Genomic DNA, 19,681 nt, shown 5'->3' with positions numbered 1-19,681 from the left:
CCCCCGCCCACGGCCAGGACCCGACGCACATGCGTCGCGTCCTGGCCGTCGGTCCGGAGCCCCTAGGGCCTCTCGTTTGGATCAGGCCGGGCTCGCGGGCTCCGGCACGCACATCTGCCGCGTTGTCATCGGTCACCCATGCTCCGCAGTGACTCCCTCCTCCGCCTTGCAGCTGCACGCACCGGACCCCGCTCCCTGATCCGGCCTGATCCAAACGAAAGGCCCTAGCAAATTCCTTCAGCCGGGGCCACGTACGTGTGCAGCAGCGCCGTCCGGCCGTCGGCCGTCGTCCAGTCGCCGGGGCGGCTGCCGGCACGGCGCCACCCCGTGCGTTCGTAGAGGGCGATGGCCGCCCTGCCGCCGTCCTCCACCTCCAGGACCAGTCGCCGGCCCTCGGCTGCCGCGGCCGTCGTCACGGTGTCGAGCAGCGCACGTGCCACGCCGCGCCGACGGGCCGACGCCGTGGCGAACAGCCGGGCCACCGAGGCCAGTTCCTCCGGCGGCAGTCCCGTATCCGCCGCCAGGACGTGGTCGGTACGGGGCAGTGCCACATGCCCCAGAACGTCCGGACCTTCCATGGCCACCCAGCCATCGAGCATGTCATCGGGCGTCAGCCAGCGTGCCGGGTCGGCCGGCCACTCGGCGGGGTAGCGGTCCGCCTCGTGCACGGTGGCCAGTGCTGCCACGCACGCGCTCAGGTCGGCGTATCGACGGCGCCGGATCTCCCATTCCTCGATCCTCACGGTGGTCATGCCGGCTCCGTCCGGCCGGAAGCCATGGATGCTCTTCCCGGTGCGGCCGGTCAAGGCAGGATCTCGATGTACCCGTCGGTTCCGTGCACGCGGATCCGCTGCCCGTCCCGGATCAGCCGGGTCGCCCGCTCCACGCCCACGACGGCCGGCAAGCCGTACTCCCGGGCGATCACCGCACCATGGGTCATCAGGCCGCCGACCTCCGTCACCAGACCCGCGATACCGACGAACAGCGGCGACCAGCTGGGGTCCGTGAAGGCCGTGACCAGGATGTCGCCCGCTTCGAGATCTGCCTCCGCCATGTCAAGAATGACGCGGGCCCTTCCCTCGACGGTCCCGGAGGAAACCGCCAGGCCGGTCAGGGCGCCGTCCGGCACGTCGTCGCGGCGGTAGGCCCCGGTGACGGCCTCGCCGTCCGAGGTGAGCACCCGGGGCGGTGTGAGCGCTTGGTACGACCGGAACTCGTCCTTGCGCTGCTGGATCAGCTGATCGTCCACCTGGTTCGAGCGCACCACGTCGTGGAGCTCCTGGAACGTGAGGTAGAAGATGTCCTCCTTCTCGGCAAGCACATCGGCCCGCACGAGGCGCTCCGCCTCCGCCAGCAGAGCCTGCTTGTAGACGAAGTAGCGGCCGATGATGCCGTACTTCGGGTACTCCCGGTACCCGATGAAGGTGCGGACCCGGTCGATCATGCGCTTGGCCTCGTCCGCCTTCCGGTCCCCGTCCGGCAGGGCACGCAGGCGGGACAGCACGTCCTGTTCCTTCTTCTGCGCCTTCTGCCGCCCCTGCTCGAAGCGCCGCGCGGCGGCTCCCGGCTCGAAGTTCCTGACGTTGTCGAGGATCACGGGCACGAGCGTGGTGGGGCGTTCGCTCCACCGCGGCCTCGTGATGTCGATCTCGCCGACGCAGCGCATGCCGTACCGGTCGAGATAGGCCTCGATGGCATCGCGCGCTCCGGTCCCGCCCGCGAGCTTCGCCAGCTCGTCCAGGAAGGTTTCGTCCCCGGTGTGCTCGACGCCGCGAAGGAACGCCACCACCTCCGGATTAGGGCGGATCACGTCCGCGACATCGAGCAGCGCCAGCCCCATCTCCGACGTGATGTTGTCGGGTGCGGACAGCGTGAGCGTGTCAGCCGCGTTCTTCTCGCCCAGCCACTCCTCCAGCTTGTCGTTGAGCCACCAGGTGGCCTCCATCCCCGCCATGATGACTTGCATGCTCAGTGGGTCGCTGAGGACGCGCTTGTGCTCGTCGAAGGCCGCCAGCAGAAAGTCGAACAGTGCCGGACCGGTCTTCGTCCGGATGTCGCGCTCCAGAGCCGCGATGGACTGCCGGCTCCGCTCGATCAGCTCGGTGACGATGGCCGGATCGGTTTCGACCGGGGCGGGCGCGCTTCCGGCCGGCGGCCCTCCGGGAGCCGCGTCCGGGAGCGACGGGACGAAGCCATCGCGGTCCAGGACGGTCTCCAGAGCGTCCCTGACCAGCGGATCGCCTTTCCCCATGACGTCCAGAAGGCCGGCGCGGCTCGCGGGCGAGGCCAGGCGCCGGGTGACGTCGACGAACAGCCTCCCGCCTGCCTCGTGCATCGCCACCATGGCCGTCTGCTGCCACATGGAGAATCCCAGGGGCTTCATGGGGTCGGTCATCATCTGCTGATGGCCGACGGAGACGTAGACATGATTGTCCTGGTCGCCGGCCTCCGGCACGGGAAACAGTGTCGTGATCGGCCGGCTCTGCACGATCCGGAACTCGTCGTCGGCCAGGCACCATTCGATGTCCTGCGGGCGGCCGAAGTGTGCTTCGATCCGCCGCCCGAGCCGCACGAGCCGCACGGCCTGCGCATCCGTCAGTGCCGGCTGCTCCTGCCGCTGCGCGTCGACCGTCACCTCCTGCGTACCACCGGTCGCCAGGGCGTGAACGGCACGCTCTTTGGCGGAGATCGTCCTGGCGACGACTTCGTCGTTTCGCACCTTGAAGACGTCCGGGTTCACCAGGCCCGAGACCAGGGCCTCGCCGAGGCCGAAGCCGGCGTCCACGGTGGCGATCGTCCGGTTGCCCGTGACGGGGTCGGCCGTGAACAGGATGCCGGAGGCCTCCGGGAAGACCATCTGCTGCACGACCACGGCCATGTGGACCGTACGGTGGTCGATGCCGTTCCGCCGGCGGTAGGTCACGGCGCGCTCGGTGAACAGCGATGCCCAGCACCGGCTGATGTGCCGCAGCACGGCCGTCGGCCCGACGACGTTCAGATACGTGTCCTGCTGGCCGGCGAACGAGGCCGTCGGCAGGTCCTCCGCCGTCGCGCTGGACCGGACGGCGTATGCGGCCTGCTCGCCGTGCCGGGCGAGCGCACGGGTGATCGCCGCCGCGAGACCGTCCGGGACGGCGATCCCTTCGATGGTCCGACGGATCTGTGCGCTGAGGGTGCGGATCGCCTCCCGGTCGTCCGGGTCCACGAGCGACAGCTGATCCAGCCGGTCGCCGATCGACGGTGCTTGCGCCATGATCCGGCGGAACGCGTCCGTCGTCACGCAGAAGCCGTCCGGCACGCGGATGCCTTCGATCCGCGACAGCCCGCCCAGGTGCGCGCCCTTGCCGCCAACGAGCGCTACCTGCGTCTCGTCCGTCTCTTCCAGATCCCGGACGTACTGTTCAGTCATTGCGCCACCTCCGAGACTGCCGTGCTCCGTTGCCTTGCGGTGGCCGATCGAATCACCGGCGCCTTCCACTCTGCCGCACCTCTTGTCGAGCACGTCCTCATCCCGCGTTCCCTTGCCTCTGACGAGTCGGGCGGCACCCGACCCCGCAGCGCCGCCCCGAGGGGTCGCGACCGCATCTCTGATTCGACGTCACCGCACCCCCCGGACGCCGACAACAACACACGCACGTCGTGCTCCCATTTCCGCAGGTTGTGGCATCGGCCGACGATTCTGCACCGTAACCCGGGCCTTGCGGCAAGCCCCCCGGCGCGCTATATGTTGAGAGTGGCAAGGAGAGACCTCTCTCCTTGCCTTTGCCATGTGGTGGTGCTCACGTTCGACACCGACGAGCCCGGATGGCAGGACCGGTTCTGACTCACCCGCGACTACCTGCCCGAGTTCGCCGCCGTCCTCGCGGGCGGTACGAAGCCTCGGTGCCGACCTCGGATCCGGCCGGTGGGACGAGCGCAACAGCGACCTCGCCGAGCTCGACGCGGCAGATCCCGTCCTCCGCCTGCTCATCGCCTGAACCCCGTCGCAGCGTGGCCGGGGCGAGGCCGAGTGCCCGGATCGTTGCCGGGGTGTCCTTGACCGGCCGTCTCCGGCACGGTGATCGGCAGTACCCCGACGTGAGGCGCAGACACGGCTCGGCATCGCCGATTCCACAGATGCCGCTGCCTGCCGTCGCACGGGGCGACCGCAGGCAGCGGCTCAGTGGTTCAGCTCTTCGCGACAGCCGACGGCTACGGCTGCTCGGTGTCGTGCAGCGCGCTCACCTCGTCGGCGGTCAGTGCCCTGTCGTACACCGCGACCTGGTCGACGGAACCGTTCCAGAAGTCGGTGTTGCCGCCCGACCACTTGGCGCGGCCCACGGACAGCGCGCCGCTGCTGACATCGGCGGTCCCGGCCGGCGCGGTCGCGGCGAGCTTGCCGTCGACGTACAGCTTGATCTCGTCACCGCTGCGTACACCGACCACGTGGTACCACTGGCCGAGCTCGGGCTTCATCTCCAGCCGGGCCCGCTGGGCGCCCGGGGTGGAGAAGGCGAACCCGCCCTGTCCGTACTGGAGGTAGAACGGGTTCTCCTGACGCCGGCCGTCCTGGCTGACGATGGTGGCGTAGTTGCCGGGGAGCGCGTCCAGGGACGCCCAGGCGGAGACGGTGTAGTCGCGGGTGGTGTCGACGACCGGGCCCGAGGTCTCGGCGTACTGGCCCTCACCGTTGAACTTCAGCGCCGAGCCGTGCACGCCGGCCGTCCAGGACGTGCCCTCGGAGAGGGTGAGGTCCTTGTGGTTCGGCCCGCTGTCGGCGGCCTTGGTGCCCTTGTTCTCGTCGAGGGACCAGGCGCCGCCGCCCTTGACCTCGTCCCGCGCGCCGGCGGCCGCGCCGGCGGCGATGACCTCCCGGTTGATCTTGCGCACCTGGGCGGGGTCGACCTTGATCTCACGGCGGTCGTACGTCCAGAGGCCGTTGAGCTCGTTCTCCAGGTCGGTCACCTGGGTGTAGATGGAGCCGGAGAGTTCGGCCCCGGCCGCTTCCAGGTAGTACTTACGGGTGTTCTCGACGTACTTGGCGGTCAGCGCGGCCTTGTCGGCGACACCGCTGTAGATCGCGGTGGGCGCGCCGGGCCACATGTGCCCGGGGCTCCGCAGGGTGAAGCCGCCGTGCTCGCCGTCCATCGCCGCACGGTTGTCGTCCGGGAAGGCCGGGTCGGTGTTGTTGTAGTCGTGGTGGTCGATGATGTCGCCCTTGCCCGAATCACCCTTGGAGTTGCAGCAGTTGACACCGCTGTGGGCGTTGACGACGCGGGAGGGGTCGGCGGCCTGGACCTGCTCGGTGATCTTGCCGGTCTCGGTGCGGTCCCACTCGCCCCAGCCCTCGTTGAAGACGATCCAGGCACCGATCGAGGGGTAGTTGTGCAGCTGCTTCATCATTTCGGCGCCCTGGTCGAGGAAGGCCTTGTGGCCCTTCTCGCCGGTGAGGTTGCCGGAGACGAAGTCCTGCCACACCAGAAGACCCAGCTGGTCGGCGTGGTAGTACCAGCGTGCGGGCTCGACCTTGATGTGCTTGCGTACGGAGTTGAAGCCCAGGTCCTTCTGCGCCTTCAGGTCGAAGAGCAGAGCGGAGTCGCTGGGTGCCGTGTTCAGGCCGTCGGGGTAGAAGCCCTGGTCGAGCTGGGCGAGTGAGAAGAACGGCTTCCCGTTGAGGACCAGCTTCTGGTAGCCGCCGACCTTGGCGATGCCGAAGGACCGCATGCCGAAGTAGCTGTCGACGGTGTCCTTGGAGCGGCCGTCGTCAAGGGTGACCTTCAGGTCGTAGAGGTAGGGGTCGTCGGGCGTCCACAGGTGCTGCTTCGAGACCGGCAGGCTCAGCTCCCGGTTGGCCGGGCCGCTGACCGTGCCGACGACCTTGCCCTTCTTGTCGCGGGCGACGGCAGTGATCCGGGCGGAGTCCGAGGCGTCCTCGGAGTTGACCGTCAGGGCGAGCCGGCCCTTGTCGATGTCCGGGGTGGTCGTCAGGGAGTCGACGGCCGCCGGGGCGACGGGCTCCATCCAGACGGTCTGCCAGATGCCGGACGAGGCGGTGTAAAAGATGCCACCGGGGTTGGCGGACTGCTTGCCCGTGGGCTGGTCGGCGCCGGTGGTGTCGGTGACCGCGACGACGATCTCCTGCTGACCACTGCCCTTGACCGCGTCGGTGATGTCCGCGCTGAAGGCGGTGTAGCCGCCGGTGTGCTCGGCGACCTGCTTGCCGTTGACCCAGACGGTGGCCTGGTAGTCGACGGCACCGAAGTTGAGCTTCAGGCGGTTGGCCTCGGCGCTCTTGTCGCCCTTGCCGCCCTTCACGGACCAGTTCTTCGGAACGGTGACGAGCTTGCGGTAGAACATGTGGTCTTCGTGGCGCTCAAGTCCGGAGAGCTGCGACTCGACCGGGTAGGGCACGGTGATGCGCTCACCGAGCTTCTTACCGAAGACGGGCTTCTCACCGGCCTCGGCCCCGGCGAACTCCCACGGGCCGTTGAGGTTCTTCCAGTCGTCGCGCACCTGCTGCGGCCGGGGGTACTCGGGCAGCGGGTGGTTGCGGTCGACCTTGTCGCCCCAGGTCGTGGTCAGCCGGTGCGTGGACAGGTTCGTGGCCGTGCGGCTGATCTGCGGAACGGCCTTGCCGCCGGCCAGCAGACCGGCTTCGCCGTCGTACGCGAACCTGACCTGCTGGCCCTTGAGGACGGGGCCGGTCAGGGTGACGGCCAGCGCGTTGGCGTTGCCGGGAACCCGGGCGACGGACTTCACCGGGATCGGTGAGGTGTCGGCCTCGATGGTGAGGTGGTCCTTCAGCGCCGCGTAGTCGCCGACCTTGTCCTCGAACGTCGCCAGCAGCTTCAGGCCGTCGTCCGCGACGCTCAGCCCGATGGGGTAGACCTCGAAGTCCGCCGGCGGGGTGAACGCGGACTCGGGCACGATCTGCCGGGCGAGCGTCGCGCTGGACCAGCGCAGGAACATGTTGGCGCCGCCGGTGTCCTGGAACATCTCCAGCTTGAACGTGTGCGGCTCACCGGCCTTGAGTGCGACCGGCTTGCTGGTCTGCTCGTTGTCCCAGTCGGGCTCCCAGTGGTCGATAACCACCTGGCCGTCGATGAAGAGCCGGAAGCCGTTGTCGCCACTCGCGGCGAAGGTGTAGTCGCCGTCCTCGGGGGCCGTGATGCTGCCGGTCCAGCGGGCGGTGGTGTTCTCGGTCCGGCCGGTGGTGGACTCGAACGTGCCGGTGAGACCGGGGAAGTTGATCTGCGGGTCGAGGGCAGTCCCGCCGAGCTTGTCGAAGTCCCGCGCGCCGGGCGCGGACATGCTGAAGTACTCGCCCTTCAGGCCGTGGGCGGCGGTGGCCGGGTCCCCGGCCTTGAAGGTGGTCGCGGTGGCGTCGCCGGCGGCTGCGGCGGGGGTGGCTGCGGCGGCCGGGACCAGGGTGGCCCCGACGGGGATCAGCAGCGCTGCGGCCAGGGCCGCCGTTCGGAACAGAGCGCGGGGGCGGGGCATTTGTCGTCTCAAGGCGTCGTCCTGTCGAGAGAGCTGAAGTGCCTCGAACCTGTGAGGCACAGCACACAATCGAACATTGAGCCACAGCACCAAACGCAAAACAACAGTCGTGCACAGAGAATTTTCAACGATATAAATTAGCCGGGCCAGACCCTGCCGATGCCCGCGCCGGATCGCCGCGATCGGGACGCGGGGATCCGGCGCAGGGTCGGGGTCCGACTACTGCGGCAGCCCCGATGGGTCCGTGGCCCACGAGGTATTGGCCGTCACGGAGAGTCGGTAGGCCAGATTCCCGCCCCTGGCCAGCAGGCTCGCGTCCGTCCACGAACGGTCATGCACGCGCCCGTCGACCGTCACCGCGTCGACGTACGCATGGGCGGCATCGGCTGCCGGGGCGGTGATCGTGATGTCCTTGCCGTGCGGCCGGCCGATCACCGCCTTCGGGAACAACGGCGCGCCCAGCAGCAGTTCGCCGCCGCCCGGCGCCTGCGGGTACAGACCCAGCGCGGAGAAGACGTACCAGGCGGACATGGTGCCCAGGTCGTCGTTGCCCGGCAGCCCGCGCGGGCCCGTGCCGTAGACCGTGTTCATGATCTCGCGGACGGTCTCCTGGGTCTTCCACGGCTGCCCGAGGGCGTTGTAGAGCCAAGGGGCGTGGATACCCGGCTCATTGGTGGGGTCATAGCGCACCGCGTCGCCACCCTTCACCGACCAGGAGCCGTCCGCCTTGTGGAAGAAGCCGTCCAGGCGCCGGGCCGCGACGTCCCGGCCGCCCATGGCCTCCGCGAGTCCCTGGACGTCCTGCGGGACCATCCAGGTGTACGTCGCGCTGGTGCCCTGTGCGAAGCCCCGGTCGCTGCCCGGGCTGAAGGGCCCGACCCAGGAGCCGTCGAGATTGCGGGCCTGGATGTAGCCTTCGGTGCCGGTGCCGTCCGTGGCGTCGGGGTTGTACACGTTGCGCCACCAGCCGCCGCGCTCCTCGAAGGCCCTGGCCTCCTCGTCACGCCCGAGCAGTTTCGCCCAGCGTCCGAGCGCCGCGTCGGCGACCGCGTCCTCCAGCGTCTCGGCGGCGCCGCCCCAGCAGTGGCAGACGTCCTGCGGCGCGTAGTGGGATTCCAGGTACTGGGCCAGGTTGGGCCGCTGACCTGTGCACTGCCCCGGGCAGCCGGCGTCCGAGAGCCCGTCGTCGACGGGGACGGTCGCCTGTCGCGCCAGCGACTCGTACGCCCCCTCGTAGTCGAAGTTCCGTACCCCCATGGCGTAGAACGTGGCGAGTGTGGCCGCGGTGGGGTCACCGGTCATGACATGGGTGGCGCCGTTGACGTGGACCCAGCGGTCCCACACACCGCCGTTCTGCCGGGCGAAGTTGTACAGCGACTGGGCGAAGTCCCCGGCGATCTCCGGTTTGAGGAGGGCGAGCAGTTGTATCTGGGCCCGGTACTGGTCCCAGCCGGAGAAGTTGCTGTACTGCGCCCCCTGTCCGCGCTCGATCCGGTGCGGTTGCCCGTCCATCCCCGGGTAGCGGCCGTCGGTGTCGCTGACCAGGTTGGGCTGCATCAGTGAGTGGTACAGCGTGGTGTAGAAGGTGGTGCGCCGGTCCTCGGTGCCGCCTGTCGTGCGTACGGAGTTCAGCTCCCGGTCCCAGGTCCGGCTCGCGGCGGCCGCCACCTCGTCCACCCTCGCGCGCGGGGCGATCTCCGCCTTCAGGTTGGCCTCGGCGCCCGCCTGGCTGACGTAGGAGATGCCGATCCGCATGTGGACGTCGCGGTCGGACGTGGTGTCGAAGCCGACCCAGCCCCCCGACCCGCGGCCCGCCCGGTCCGCTCCGGTGGCGTAGCCCTCGCCGCCGCTGCCGGCGGTCGAGCCGGGAGCGATCGTGCCGTCCTTCCAGGTACCGGTGGAGGAGAAGCCGCGGTCGAAGGAGGCACTGAAGTAGAGGCGGTAGTAGCTCTTGCGGTTGTTGGTGCCGCCGTTGGCGCGCCGGCCGCAGAAGGCCCCGGTGAGAACCGAGCCGGTGACCTTCCGGTGCGCGGTGTCGATCGCCACCTGGGCATCCTCGCTGCCGTTGAGCGAATTGGAGACCCGGAAGAGGAGGTTCGCGGGCTTCCCCGCCGGGAAGGCGAAGTCGGCGACGCCCGCGCGGCGGCTCACCGCGAGGTCGGCACTGGCACCCGAGTCGAGGCCGAGGGTGTACCTGCCCGGGACGGCGCGCTCGTCGTCGTGCGAGAAGTTCGCCGCGTAGACGGCGTCCTTGGTGTCGGCGGACGGCGAGGTGGTGACGTCCCCGACGAAGGGCATGATCGGGATGTCACCGGCCGCACCGGGGTTGCAGCCGGCGCCGTTGACATGGGTGAGGCTCAGTCCGCGCAGCCGGGTGGCGCCGTACTCGTAGCCGTTCGCGGCGCCGGTGCCGGTCTGGTCGCCCGTGGTACTCGTCGGCGACCAGGCGATCATCCCGTACGGGAGGGTGGCGCCGGGAAAGGTGTTGCCGCCGTTGGCGCTGCCGATCAGCGGGTCCACGTAGGCGGTGGGGCGGGTGACGGGCGCCGCGGCCTGCGCGGCGGGCGGCAGGGCGGCGGCGGCCAGCGTGCCGGTGATGACCACGGCGGCTGTTCGCGCGGCGAGGCGCCGAGTCGCGGTCAGCGGTCTGGGGGGCATGTCGCGGTACCTTCCAGGGAGTCCGGACAACGTTGTCACCGGCCGGGGTCCGGCCGGTGACAACGTTGATCGATTCGCGGCCGAGCGTAGATCCCCATGGCGCGGGAGGGAATGCCTCGGCCGTCATCCCGGGTGAACGCGCGATGAACGGATGCCGCGATCCGGACGGTACGTACGCAACCGCCCTCCCCGCGGGCCGCCCTCGCGAGACGGCCGGGACGATGCGGGGAGGGCTTCGGGCCGGGTCAGATCGCGTAGCCGTACTGCTCGGGGGCGTGCACCGTGCCACTCAGTTCGCGGGCCGCATTACGCGCCCATGACGGATTGCGCAGCAGTTCGCGCCCGAGGAGCACAGCGTCCGCGCTGCCCTCGGTGAGGATCTTCTCGGCGTGCTGCGGGTCGGTGATCAGGCCGACGGCCGCGACGGGGAGGGAGGTCTCCCGCTTCACCCGCTCGGCGAAGGGGACCTGGTAGCCGGGTCCGGTCGCGATGCGGGCGCGGGGAGCGTTTCCGCCGGTGGAGACGTCCAGCAGGTCGACGCCGTGGGCGCGGAGTTCCCCGGCCAGGCGCACGGTCTCGTCGGCGGTCCAGCCCTCGCGCTCGTCCTCGGCGTTCTCGGTGAGCCAGTCCGTGGCGGAGATGCGGAAGAAGACGGGCAGGTCCTCGGGCCACACCTCCCGTACGGCGTCGACGACCTGGAGGGCGAAGCGGGTCCGGTTCTCGAAGCTGCCGCCGTACGCGTCGGTGCGGTGGTTGCTGTGCGGCGACAGGAACTGTCCGACGAGGTAGCCGTGCGCGCCGTGGACCTCGGCGACCTGGAAGCCCGCCTCGAGTGCGCGTCGGGCGGCCTCGCGGAAGTCTGCGACGACCGCCTGGATCTCGTCGACGGTCAGCTCGTGGGGGACGGGGTAGCCGGCGTCGAAGGGCAGCGGGCTGGGGGCGACGGGCGTCCAGCCGTGCGCGTCCGGGCCGACCGGTCCGCCGCCGGTCCAGGGGGCGGCGGTCGACGCCTTGCGGCCGGCGTGTGCCAGCTGGATTCCGACGGCCGAGCCCTGAGCCTTGACGAAGTCGGTGATACGGCGGAACGCCGCGACCTGGGTGTCGTTCCAGATACCGAGGTCGGCCGGGCTGATCCGCCCCTCCGGGCTGACGGCCGTCGCCTCGGTGAGGACCAGACCGGTGCCACCTGTGGCGCGGGCTGCGAGATGGGCGAAGTGCCAGTCGGTGGGCACGCCCGTTTCGGGGCCCTCCGCCTCGGCGCTGTACTGGCACATGGGTGCCATCCATACCCGGTTGGGCACGACAAGCGACCTCAGGGTGAAGGGCTCGAAAAGGACACTCACGACGGACTCCGTTTCGCGGGTACGGAAGGATCGCTAGTACGATACATCCCGTACTACGACGTCCGTCAAATTACGATGCCTCTCGTACAAGGCGACGCGAAGAGCCCGGACCATCCACGGTCAGGTCAGCGGGTACGACGTACGGCCGGACTCCTCGTCGATCTCGTCGTGGGCCTTGGTCAGCAGCTTCATCGCCAGTTCGTTGAGTGCGCGGGCCCCCGCGATCTCCTCGCCCACCCGGGGCTGTTCGGAGTCCGAGGGATGGCGGCTGGCGTAGCCGTGGGCGCGTACCTCACTCCCGTCGGAGAGCCGCACCAGAGCGGCCGCGCGCGTGCGATGGGTGTCTTCCTCGAATTCCAGCTCGATGTGCCATCCGACAGCCGTCTGTGTCATGGCGCTCACCTCCGTAGCCTCCCCTCCAGGGTGCGCCTCGCAGCGCGGCGACGCACGACAGGGCGGATGCGTGGAACGAAGGTTGCGGCGGCCGGTGCGCTCAGGCCCCGGGCTGCCGGCCGCGGCGGCGGAGCGTGATGCGGGCGTCGGCGTCGTAGAGCTGGTTCCAGCTGCGACCGGCCGCCGACTTCCAGGTGACATGGGCGGTGGCCCCGTCGATCCGCACGGCGTCGACCGTCATGGCGCGGTCGCCGTCGCGTACGTCTCCACGACGCAGATCGTCCGCCCTGACGGTGACGGGGTCCGCCGACGCCACGCTCTCGGCCTCGTCCGCCGCGAGGCCGAGAGCGGTGGCCAGTTCCCGGGCCCGCTCCGGGGTGCAGATCAGTGAGAGCTCTCCCGACGGTGCGCCGACCCTGATCTCGACCCCCGTGCCCACGGGGGTCACCTCCAGGTATTCGGTCGACGCGCCGGTGTCGTCGTTGCCGCTCTTCATTCGCTCTGCTCTCCCCTGCCCGGACTCCGGGCTTCTCAGCCCAGCCGGAGGCTCTCCGGCGGGCCCAGGTAGCTGGGCTTGAGGCCGCCGGTGTCGACCACCAGGTTCTGCAGCACCACCGTGGGGTCGACCATCCAGAATTTCAGCACATGCACTCCGGCGGCGGTGATGTGGTGCACCGTACTGGTGATGGTGACGTTGTCGGAGGTGTTACGGGCCCACTGCGCGTTCATGGTGCCGTCGTCGGCCCCCGTCACCTTCGTGACGTTCACCGACTGCGGTGCGGCGTCGTCGAAGGAGACCGCGTACGTCAGTCCGTCGGTCGGCAGCGGGTTGTTGCGGGGCGACAGATACGCGTGGACGGTGACCGGGCCGGTCGTGAACAGGCTGACCCGGTACTCCAGCCGCGGGCTGTTGCCGCCGGGGGTCTGCCGGGCGGCGGTGACCGGGAAGGGTTCCATCCCCGCGCCGGTCCGGCCGATGTCCGGGATGCGCTGCCAGCTGATGCCGCCGCCGTCGACGGCCCGGCTGTAGTGGTCGGCCTCTACGGAGACGTACCCGTTGGCCTCGACGAAGCCGTCGAGGCGTGAGCGGGACAGCGCGGGACGGTCGACGACCGCCTTGACGACCACCTCCGCCCCGTCCGGCCCGGTGACGGTGACCGACACCTCGGTGACCCCCTTCGGGGCCCCGTCCCAGTCGACGCGCAGGGTGATCCGGTCCTGTTGGTCGACCCGGCCCCGGACGCGGTCCGCGGTCAGCCAGGAGACGCCGGTGCGCACGCGGTAGTCGAACGGAGCGGTGCCCCGGTTGAACACCTCGATGTACTGGGCGGGCTGGCTCTGGTACGGGCTGAAGACCGGCAGCACAGCCGGGCTCTGCTCGTGCGGCCACCATGCGGCCGAGCCGTCGACGGCCACACCCATCTCGGCGCCGGCCGGCAGGTCGATGCGCTTGACCGCCGGGAAGAGCACGTCCTTGAGCGCGACGTTGTTGATCTCGGGCTGCTGCCAGGGCGCGTTCGGGCCGTAACGCTCCACGTCGCCGTAGTCGATGTGCGGCTGGGTCTGGAAGCCCTGCCACTTGCCCCCTGCGACCCGGTTGTTGAAGCGGTCGGCCAGGGCCAGGTCGTCGGCGAGCCGGGCCTCGGCGGCGGCCGCCAGGTCGTTGGTCAGGGCCCGCCCCTGGGCGGCGTAGTGCAGGTTGGTGAACTCCGCCGCGCGCAGCGCGTACAGATTGGCGGTGGCCCGCACCTCGTACCCGACCAGTTCGTACCAGGCGTCCTGGGCGGAGGCCGGCAGCCGACGCCCGACCCGTTCGGCCTCGGCGCCGAGCGTGCGCCATTCCTCGGTGACCCGCTCCAGTTCGCGGTAGTCGACGATGCTGAACGGAGTCGCCCGGTCGTCGTAGACGATCGCCGAGCTGTCCGTGGCGGGGTCCTTGGCCGGGTCGAGGGTGATCTTCCGGTTGAGCAGTTCGGGCTTGCGCCGCGACTGGAGCCGGGCGTACGTGCGCAGCACGCCGGCCACCGCGGCCGCCTCCTTCTCGCCGAAGTTCTGCCGGGCGTACTGCTCCTCCCACTCCGGCAGCCGGTCCAGGGTCCAGCGCTCGGGGTTCCAGGCGTACTCCAGGAAGAACTGCGTGGGCAGTTCGTTGCCCTTGAGGTCACCGACATTGGTGATCCACAGGCCGTGGTTGCCGTAGGCGACGGACTGGTGGAGCTGGTCCCACATGTTGGGCAGGGAAGCGGTGTCCACCCACTTGTAGTTGCGGCCGACCCCGACGTAGTCGAAGTGGTAGTAGAGGCCGTAACCACCCTCTCGGACGTCATCGGCGAGGTCGGGCAGCTTGCGGATGTTGGCCCAGTTGTCGTCGGTGAGCACCACCGTGACGTCGTCGGGGACCCGCAGTCCGCGGTCCCAGTAGCGCTGGACCTCCTTGTAGAGCGTCCAGACCTGCGGGATCGTGGTGACGTCCTTGCCGGAGACCTCGGCCAGGATCTTCCGCTGGGTGGCGATGATCTCGGTCATCAGCTCGATGCCGTCGCCGTCGGGGAGGCTGACGTCGCCGTTGCCGCGCATGCCGAGGGTGACGACACCCTCGAAGCCCTCGTCCTTCATCCGCCGGATGCCGTCGGCCCAGTAGGCCTTGATCGCCTCGGCGTTGCGACGGAAGGACCACTCGCCGGTGCCGCCGTAGGGGTCGTGGCCGGGGGTGGTGATGGTGCCCGCACTGTCGCGTACCGCCGCGACCGCGTGCCGGTTCCACTCCTCGATGCCGCGCATCATGGGGGCCTCGTGCGAGGTGCCCATGACGACGCCGTACGCCTTGGCCGTGGCGTGGTTGAGCGGGTCGTCCTCGGCGAACGCCCGTCCCCAGACGGCGGGCCAGAGGTAGTTGGCCTTGAGGCGCAGCATCACCTCGAAGATCCTGGCGTAGAAGTCGGCGTTGAAGCCTCCCTCGAAGCCGGGCGCCTTGCCGGGGCCGAAGTAGGCGGGGGCCCAGGTGCCGAGCGCCGGGTTCTCGTCGTTGATGAAGAAACCGCGGTACTTCACGGCCGGGGTGCCCTGGGTGTGCCGGCCGGGCAGGACATGGATCTCGTCCCGGTGTACGGGGGTGACGTCGTCCCACCAGTACCAGGGCGAGACACCGATGCCGCGCGAGACGTCGTACGTACCGAAGATCGTGCCCCGCTGATCGCTGCCCGCGATCACAAGTGCGCGCTCCACCCCGGGCATCGGCTTGTCGACGACGGTCTGGAGGCTGGTCTCCCACTTGCCCCGGATCGCGGAGACGTCGAGCCTGCCCCGGGCGATGAGTCCGTCGATCAGCGGGCTGCGGCCCACGGTGCCGATGATCGTGATCTCGTCGCCCTTGGGTGCCGCGCCGTGCGAGAGCTCGGGGCGGACGCCGGTGACCCGTTCGATGTCGCTCCGGAGGTCTCCGGCCACCCGGACGACGCCGGCCCAGTCGCGGTCGCTGACCAGGATCGGGGCCGCGCGCCCGTTCCTGACGAGTGCGAAGCTGCCGCGCCGGGGTGTGAACGAGATGTACGCGCCGGGGTCGGTCGGCCGCACCGCAGGGCCATGGCCGCTCGCGGACGCCTCGGTGGCCAGACCGAGGAGGGAGCCGAGGGGGGTCGCGGTGAGTGCGGTGAGACCCAGCCCGAGACCCAGCACCTTTCTGCGGCCGGTGTACTGCGGGACGTTGTCGTCCATACTGCTCTCCTATTTGTTCACATTCATGACAAATTGGGTGGATGGGCGCCCGGAACAGTTGTCCGGAACGGGCCGGGCCCGGGTCAGCCGGTGGAGCCGGGCACCACGGGCTGCGGCTGCGCCACCACGGCCGGCTCGTCGTCTCCGTCGGGGCCCGAGACCGCGGCGGTGATCGCGTCGGCCGTCGCGTCGGGTTCGGGGGCGACCAGCCCGACGACGACGTACACCACCAGCGAGGTCACCAGCGGGGTGACGATGACCAGGGTCTGGTCGGAGCTGTCGAGGACGAACTTCACCAGGACGTAGCCGAGCAGCCCGAGCCCCCAGGAGGACAGCGCCGCCCGTGGGCCGCACCGGCAGAACAGGGGCAGCAGTCCGAGCAGCATCGGAATGGAGATCGGCCCCATCACGGCGGCGACCAGGCCGACGATGATGCCCAGCACCCCGCCGAAGTGATCGGCTTCGATGGCGACGACCATGCTGATGGTGATGAAGACGACCGTGCAGACCCGGGCGATGAGCAGCCCCGTCGCCGGGGGCAGGTTCCTGGCGCCGCGCACGAGCGCCGGGATGATGTCGCGGGTGACGACGGCGGAGACCGCGTTGGCGTCGGAGGATGCCATGGCCATCGTGTGGGAGAACATCCCCGCCAGGGTCAGCCCCACCAGGCCCGCCGGCAGATACGACTGGGCCATCAGCGCGTAGACCTTCTGCGGGTCGGTGATGTCCGGCAGCAGCACCGCCGCGGCGAGCGGCGGGAACAGCAGGACCGCGGGCCACACCACGTACAGCACGGCGGAGAGTCCGGCCGAACGGCGGGCGGCCTTCGGGGTGTCGGTGGCCATGTAGCGCTGGGCCAGGTTCCACATGCCGCCGTTGTACTCGAAGAGCTTCACGACGACGTAGGCGCCGAGGAAGGTGGCGGTGTACGGACCGACGAGCGGGTGGCCGTGCCCCTCCGGCAGCCGGTGCCAGATGGTGCCGAGGCCGGATATGCCGTCGCCGAGCCGGTCGAGCACGACCCAGACCATGGCCAGGGCCGCGAAGCCCTGGATGATGAACTGGCCGAAGTCGGTGAGCGCGTCGGCCCACAGTCCGCCGACCGTGCAGTACAGCAGCGTGACCACGCCGGTGATCAGGATGCCGGCCGTCATGGACATACCGGTGAACACGTTGAGCAGGACCGCCACCGACGCCCATTTCGCGGCGACGTCGAAAACCTTGAGCAGGGCGCCGCTCCAGGCGAGCGCCTGCTGGGTGGGGACGTTGTACCGCTTGGCCAGGTACTCCAGCGGCGAGGCGACGGCGTACCGCTGCCGCAGCCGGTTCCAGCGCGGGGCGAAGAGCCAGGCGCCGACGCCGGTGCCGAGGGCGAGCGGCAGGAACGCCCAGACGTAGACGGTGATGCCGTAGCTGTAGGCGATGGCCGCGTAGGCGACGAACACGGCGGCGCTGTAGCCGGACATGTGGTGGGAGATGCCGGACAGCCACCAGGGCATCCGGCCGCCACCGGTGAAGTAGTCGCTGACGTCACCGACGCGCTTGTGCGACCAGAGACCGATGAGCAGCATCACCAGGAAGTAGCCGCCCAGGGCGGCCCAGTCGAGAGGGGCCATGAGAGATCCTCGATGTCCTGTGAAGGGGGACGGAGCTGGGGCCGCGGAGCCGACGGCGGGGTTCCGCGGCGGGGGTCACCAGCGCGGTGACTTCTTCTCGTAGTCCGGGTCGATCCGCCGCATGTAGCCGGTGTCGTCCCGGTTGCGCAGACCGCAGGCGAGGTACTGCTCGTGCAGCCGGGCCAGTGCGTCACGGTCGAGCTCCACACCCAGCCCCGGCCCCTGGGGGACCCGGACCGACCCGTCGATGAATTCGAGCACGCCGGGCTCGACGACCTCCTCCGTCTTCCACGGCCAGTGGGTGTCACAGGCGTAGGTGAGATGGGGTGTGGCGGCTGCCAGGTGGGTCATCGCGGCCAGGCTGATGCCGAGGTGGGAGTTGGAGTGCATGGACAGCCCCATGCCGAAGGTGTCGCAGATTCCGGAGAGCAGTTTCGAGCGGTGCAGACCGCCCCAGTAGTGGTGGTCGGAGAGCACCACCTGCACGGCGCCCTGCTCCACGGCGGGCGCCAGATGGTCGAAGGCGACGACGCACATGTTGGTGGCGAGCGGGATCGGGGTCTGCCGTGCCACCTCCGCCATGCCCGAGAGTCCGGGGGTGGGGTCCTCCAGGTATTCGAGGACCCCCTCCAGCCGGCGGGCCACCGCGACCGAAGTCGGCACGCTCCAGGCCGCGTTGGGATCGAGCCTGAGCGGCACCCCGGGGAAGGCCTCGCGCAGGGCGAGGACTGCCTCGATCTCCTCCTCGGGCGGCCTGACGCCGCCCTTGAGCTTGACCGCCGTGAATCCGTACTGGGTGATCATTCGCCGGGCCTGGGCGACGACGGCGTCCGGGTCCAGCGCCGCGCCCCAGTCGTCGGGTTCGGCGCCGGGGTGCCCGGCCCATTTGTAGAAGAGGTAGGCGCTGAACGGGACGGAGTCCCGCACCGCACCGCCCAGCAGATCGCTGACCGGGCGGCCGGCGGCCTTCCCCTGGAGGTCCAGACAGGCGACCTCGAACGGGGAGAAGACCCGGTCGACGGCACTGCTGGTGGTGATCATCCCGGTGAGTCCCGAGCCGCCGGTGCCGTCGTCCCCGGCGAGGGCCTCGGCCACCTTGCGGTGCATGGCGCCGAGTGCGTACGCGTCCATCCCGGTGAGGGCGTCCGCGGCCGCCCGCAGGCGGCGCAGATGGCCCTCGTCGGCGTAGGTCTCGCCGAGGCCGACGAGCCCTTCGCCGGTGTCGACCTCGACGATCGCGCGCAGTGCGTAGGGTTCGTGCACGCCGACGGCGTTCAGCAGCGCCGGGTCCCGGAAGGCCACGGGGGTGATTCTCACTCCGGTGATCCGGAGGCCGTTCGTCATACCGATGCCCTTCCCGTGAGCGGTCAGTCCCGGCCCGCGGCGAGCTTCAGGTCGTCGCGCAGGGCGCTGTAGGCGGGCTTGGCCGCGTAGTTCTCGTCGAAGAGGTTGGCCGCGCCCTCGCCCTCGAAGGTGTCGGGCACCCACGAGTACGTGTCGGTGAAGCCCCACACGGTGAAGTCGGTGCAGCGACGGGTGAGCAGGCAGCCGCGCAGCAGCACGTCGTAGCCCTCGGCCTGGGCCTCCTGCTTGGTGCTGTCGGAGGGCATCGGGATGCGGACGTCGGCCTCGGTGATCGCGGTCTCCAGGCCGAGGTCGTCGAACCGCTTCATGTTGTCGGCGATGTCGTGCGGGGCGTTGTACTGGACGGAGAGGTGCCCCTGGATGCCGACACCGTCGATCGGTACGTGCTGCTTGCGCAGCTCCACGACCAGGTCGTAGAGCGCGGTGCTCTTCGCGTTGACGCCTTCGATGTTGTAGTCGTTGATGAAGAGCTTGGCCTTGGGGTCGGCCTGGTGGGCCCAGCGGAAGGCGTCCGCGATGTAGCCGGGGCCGAGCTTCTGCAGCCAGATGCTGTCGCGCAGGGTCCCGTCGTCGTTGAAGGCCTCGTTGACGACGTCCCACTGCCAGATCCGGCCCTTGAAGTGGCCGGCCTCGTCGGTGATGTGCTTGCGCAGGACCGCGCGCAGCTCGTCGGCGCCGAAGTCGCCCTCGGTGAGCCAGGCGGGCAGCTGGTTGTGCCAGAGCAGGGTGTGGCCGCGCACCAGCTGTCCGTTGGCTCCGGCGAAGTCGACCAGTTCGTCGGCGGCGGCCCAGTCGTAGGTGCCGCGCTCCTTCTCGACGACCTCCCACTTCATGACGTTCTCCGGTGTGACGGAGGTGAACTCGCTCGCCGCCTTGGCCCGGTAGGGCGCGTCGGCGGCCAGGGCCGCCATGTCGACTGCTGTGCCGATGCGCAGGTCGGCCCGCTTGCCGAGGCTGCCCAGAGTGTCGGCGACGGGGAGCTTGGGCTTCGCGTGGGAGCCGGAGTGTTCCGGTGCGGCCGAGGCGCTGAGAGTGAAGGAGGAGACGAGCAGGGCCGCGGCGGCGGTGCCGATCATGGCGGCCTGGGCTGTCTTGCGCATGACATATCCCTTC

11 protein-coding genes and 1 pseudogene are annotated in these 19,681 nt (G+C 69.9%); 1 reads left to right on the top strand and 11 read right to left on the bottom strand.

Features of this window, described 5'->3' with window-relative positions:
* Positions 1–224 precede the first annotated feature (224 nt).
* On the bottom strand, positions 225–752 hold the full coding sequence (locus OG912_RS34235) for a GNAT family N-acetyltransferase (protein WP_327712694.1): 528 nt from the start codon (positions 750–752) through the stop codon (positions 225–227).
* A gap of 50 nt (positions 753–802) precedes the next feature.
* Positions 803–3,409: a rifamycin-inactivating phosphotransferase gene (gene rph / locus OG912_RS34230; RefSeq protein WP_327712693.1), complete on the bottom strand. Its 2,607-nt coding sequence runs from the start codon at positions 3,407–3,409 to the stop codon at positions 803–805.
* Between the two features lie 309 nt (positions 3,410–3,718).
* Between rph and OG912_RS34225 the strand changes: the two are divergent.
* Positions 3,719–3,977 (top strand): annotated as a pseudogene (locus OG912_RS34225) (hypothetical protein); the annotation flags it as partial.
* Positions 3,978–4,191: 214 nt separating this feature from the next.
* Here the strand turns inward: OG912_RS34225 and OG912_RS34220 are convergent.
* The 9 genes from OG912_RS34220 to OG912_RS34180 form a co-directional block, all read right to left on the bottom strand.
* Complete coding sequence (locus OG912_RS34220) at positions 4,192–7,479, bottom strand: LamG-like jellyroll fold domain-containing protein (protein WP_327712692.1); 3,288 nt, start codon at positions 7,477–7,479, stop codon at positions 4,192–4,194.
* Positions 7,480–7,698: 219 nt separating this feature from the next.
* The gene (locus OG912_RS34215) at positions 7,699–10,137 is read right to left on the bottom strand and encodes a GH92 family glycosyl hydrolase (protein WP_327712691.1); all 2,439 of its coding nucleotides are present in this window, start codon (positions 10,135–10,137) and stop codon (positions 7,699–7,701) included.
* 245 nt (positions 10,138–10,382) lie between these two features.
* The gene (locus tag OG912_RS34210) at positions 10,383–11,480 is read right to left on the bottom strand and encodes an NADH:flavin oxidoreductase/NADH oxidase (RefSeq protein WP_327712690.1); all 1,098 of its coding nucleotides are present in this window, start codon (positions 11,478–11,480) and stop codon (positions 10,383–10,385) included.
* A 120-nt stretch (positions 11,481–11,600) separates the two neighbouring features.
* Entirely contained in the window at positions 11,601–11,873 is a 273-nt protein-coding gene (locus OG912_RS34205) for a DUF1876 domain-containing protein (protein ID WP_073736053.1), read from the bottom strand.
* 100 nt (positions 11,874–11,973) lie between these two features.
* The gene (locus OG912_RS34200) at positions 11,974–12,369 is read right to left on the bottom strand and encodes a hypothetical protein (RefSeq protein WP_327712689.1); all 396 of its coding nucleotides are present in this window, start codon (positions 12,367–12,369) and stop codon (positions 11,974–11,976) included.
* Positions 12,370–12,404: 35 nt separating this feature from the next.
* Entirely contained in the window at positions 12,405–15,587 is a 3,183-nt protein-coding gene (locus OG912_RS34195) for a glycosyl hydrolase 115 family protein (protein ID WP_327712688.1), read from the bottom strand.
* Positions 15,588–15,670: 83 nt separating this feature from the next.
* Positions 15,671–17,203 (bottom strand): sodium:solute symporter family protein, encoded by a 1,533-nt coding sequence (locus OG912_RS34190; protein WP_327712687.1) that lies wholly within the window; start codon positions 17,201–17,203, stop codon positions 15,671–15,673.
* A gap of 75 nt (positions 17,204–17,278) precedes the next feature.
* Positions 17,279–18,547 carry a glucarate dehydratase family protein gene (locus OG912_RS34185; RefSeq protein WP_327712686.1) on the bottom strand — a complete coding sequence of 423 codons (1,269 nt, stop codon included), beginning with the start codon at positions 18,545–18,547 and terminating at the stop codon, positions 17,279–17,281.
* Positions 18,548–18,570: 23 nt separating this feature from the next.
* A complete protein-coding gene (locus tag OG912_RS34180; protein ID WP_327712685.1) occupies positions 18,571–19,668 on the bottom strand; it encodes an endo-1,4-beta-xylanase in 1,098 nt (365 codons plus the stop codon).
* Between the last annotated feature and the right edge of the window lie 13 nt (positions 19,669–19,681).

The sequence above is a fragment of the Streptomyces sp. NBC_00464 genome, assembly GCF_036013915.1.
Classification (GTDB): domain Bacteria; phylum Actinomycetota; class Actinomycetes; order Streptomycetales; family Streptomycetaceae; genus Streptomyces.
The sequence above is the reverse complement of the archived record's forward strand: the minus strand, read 5'-3'. Positions and strand labels throughout refer to the sequence as shown.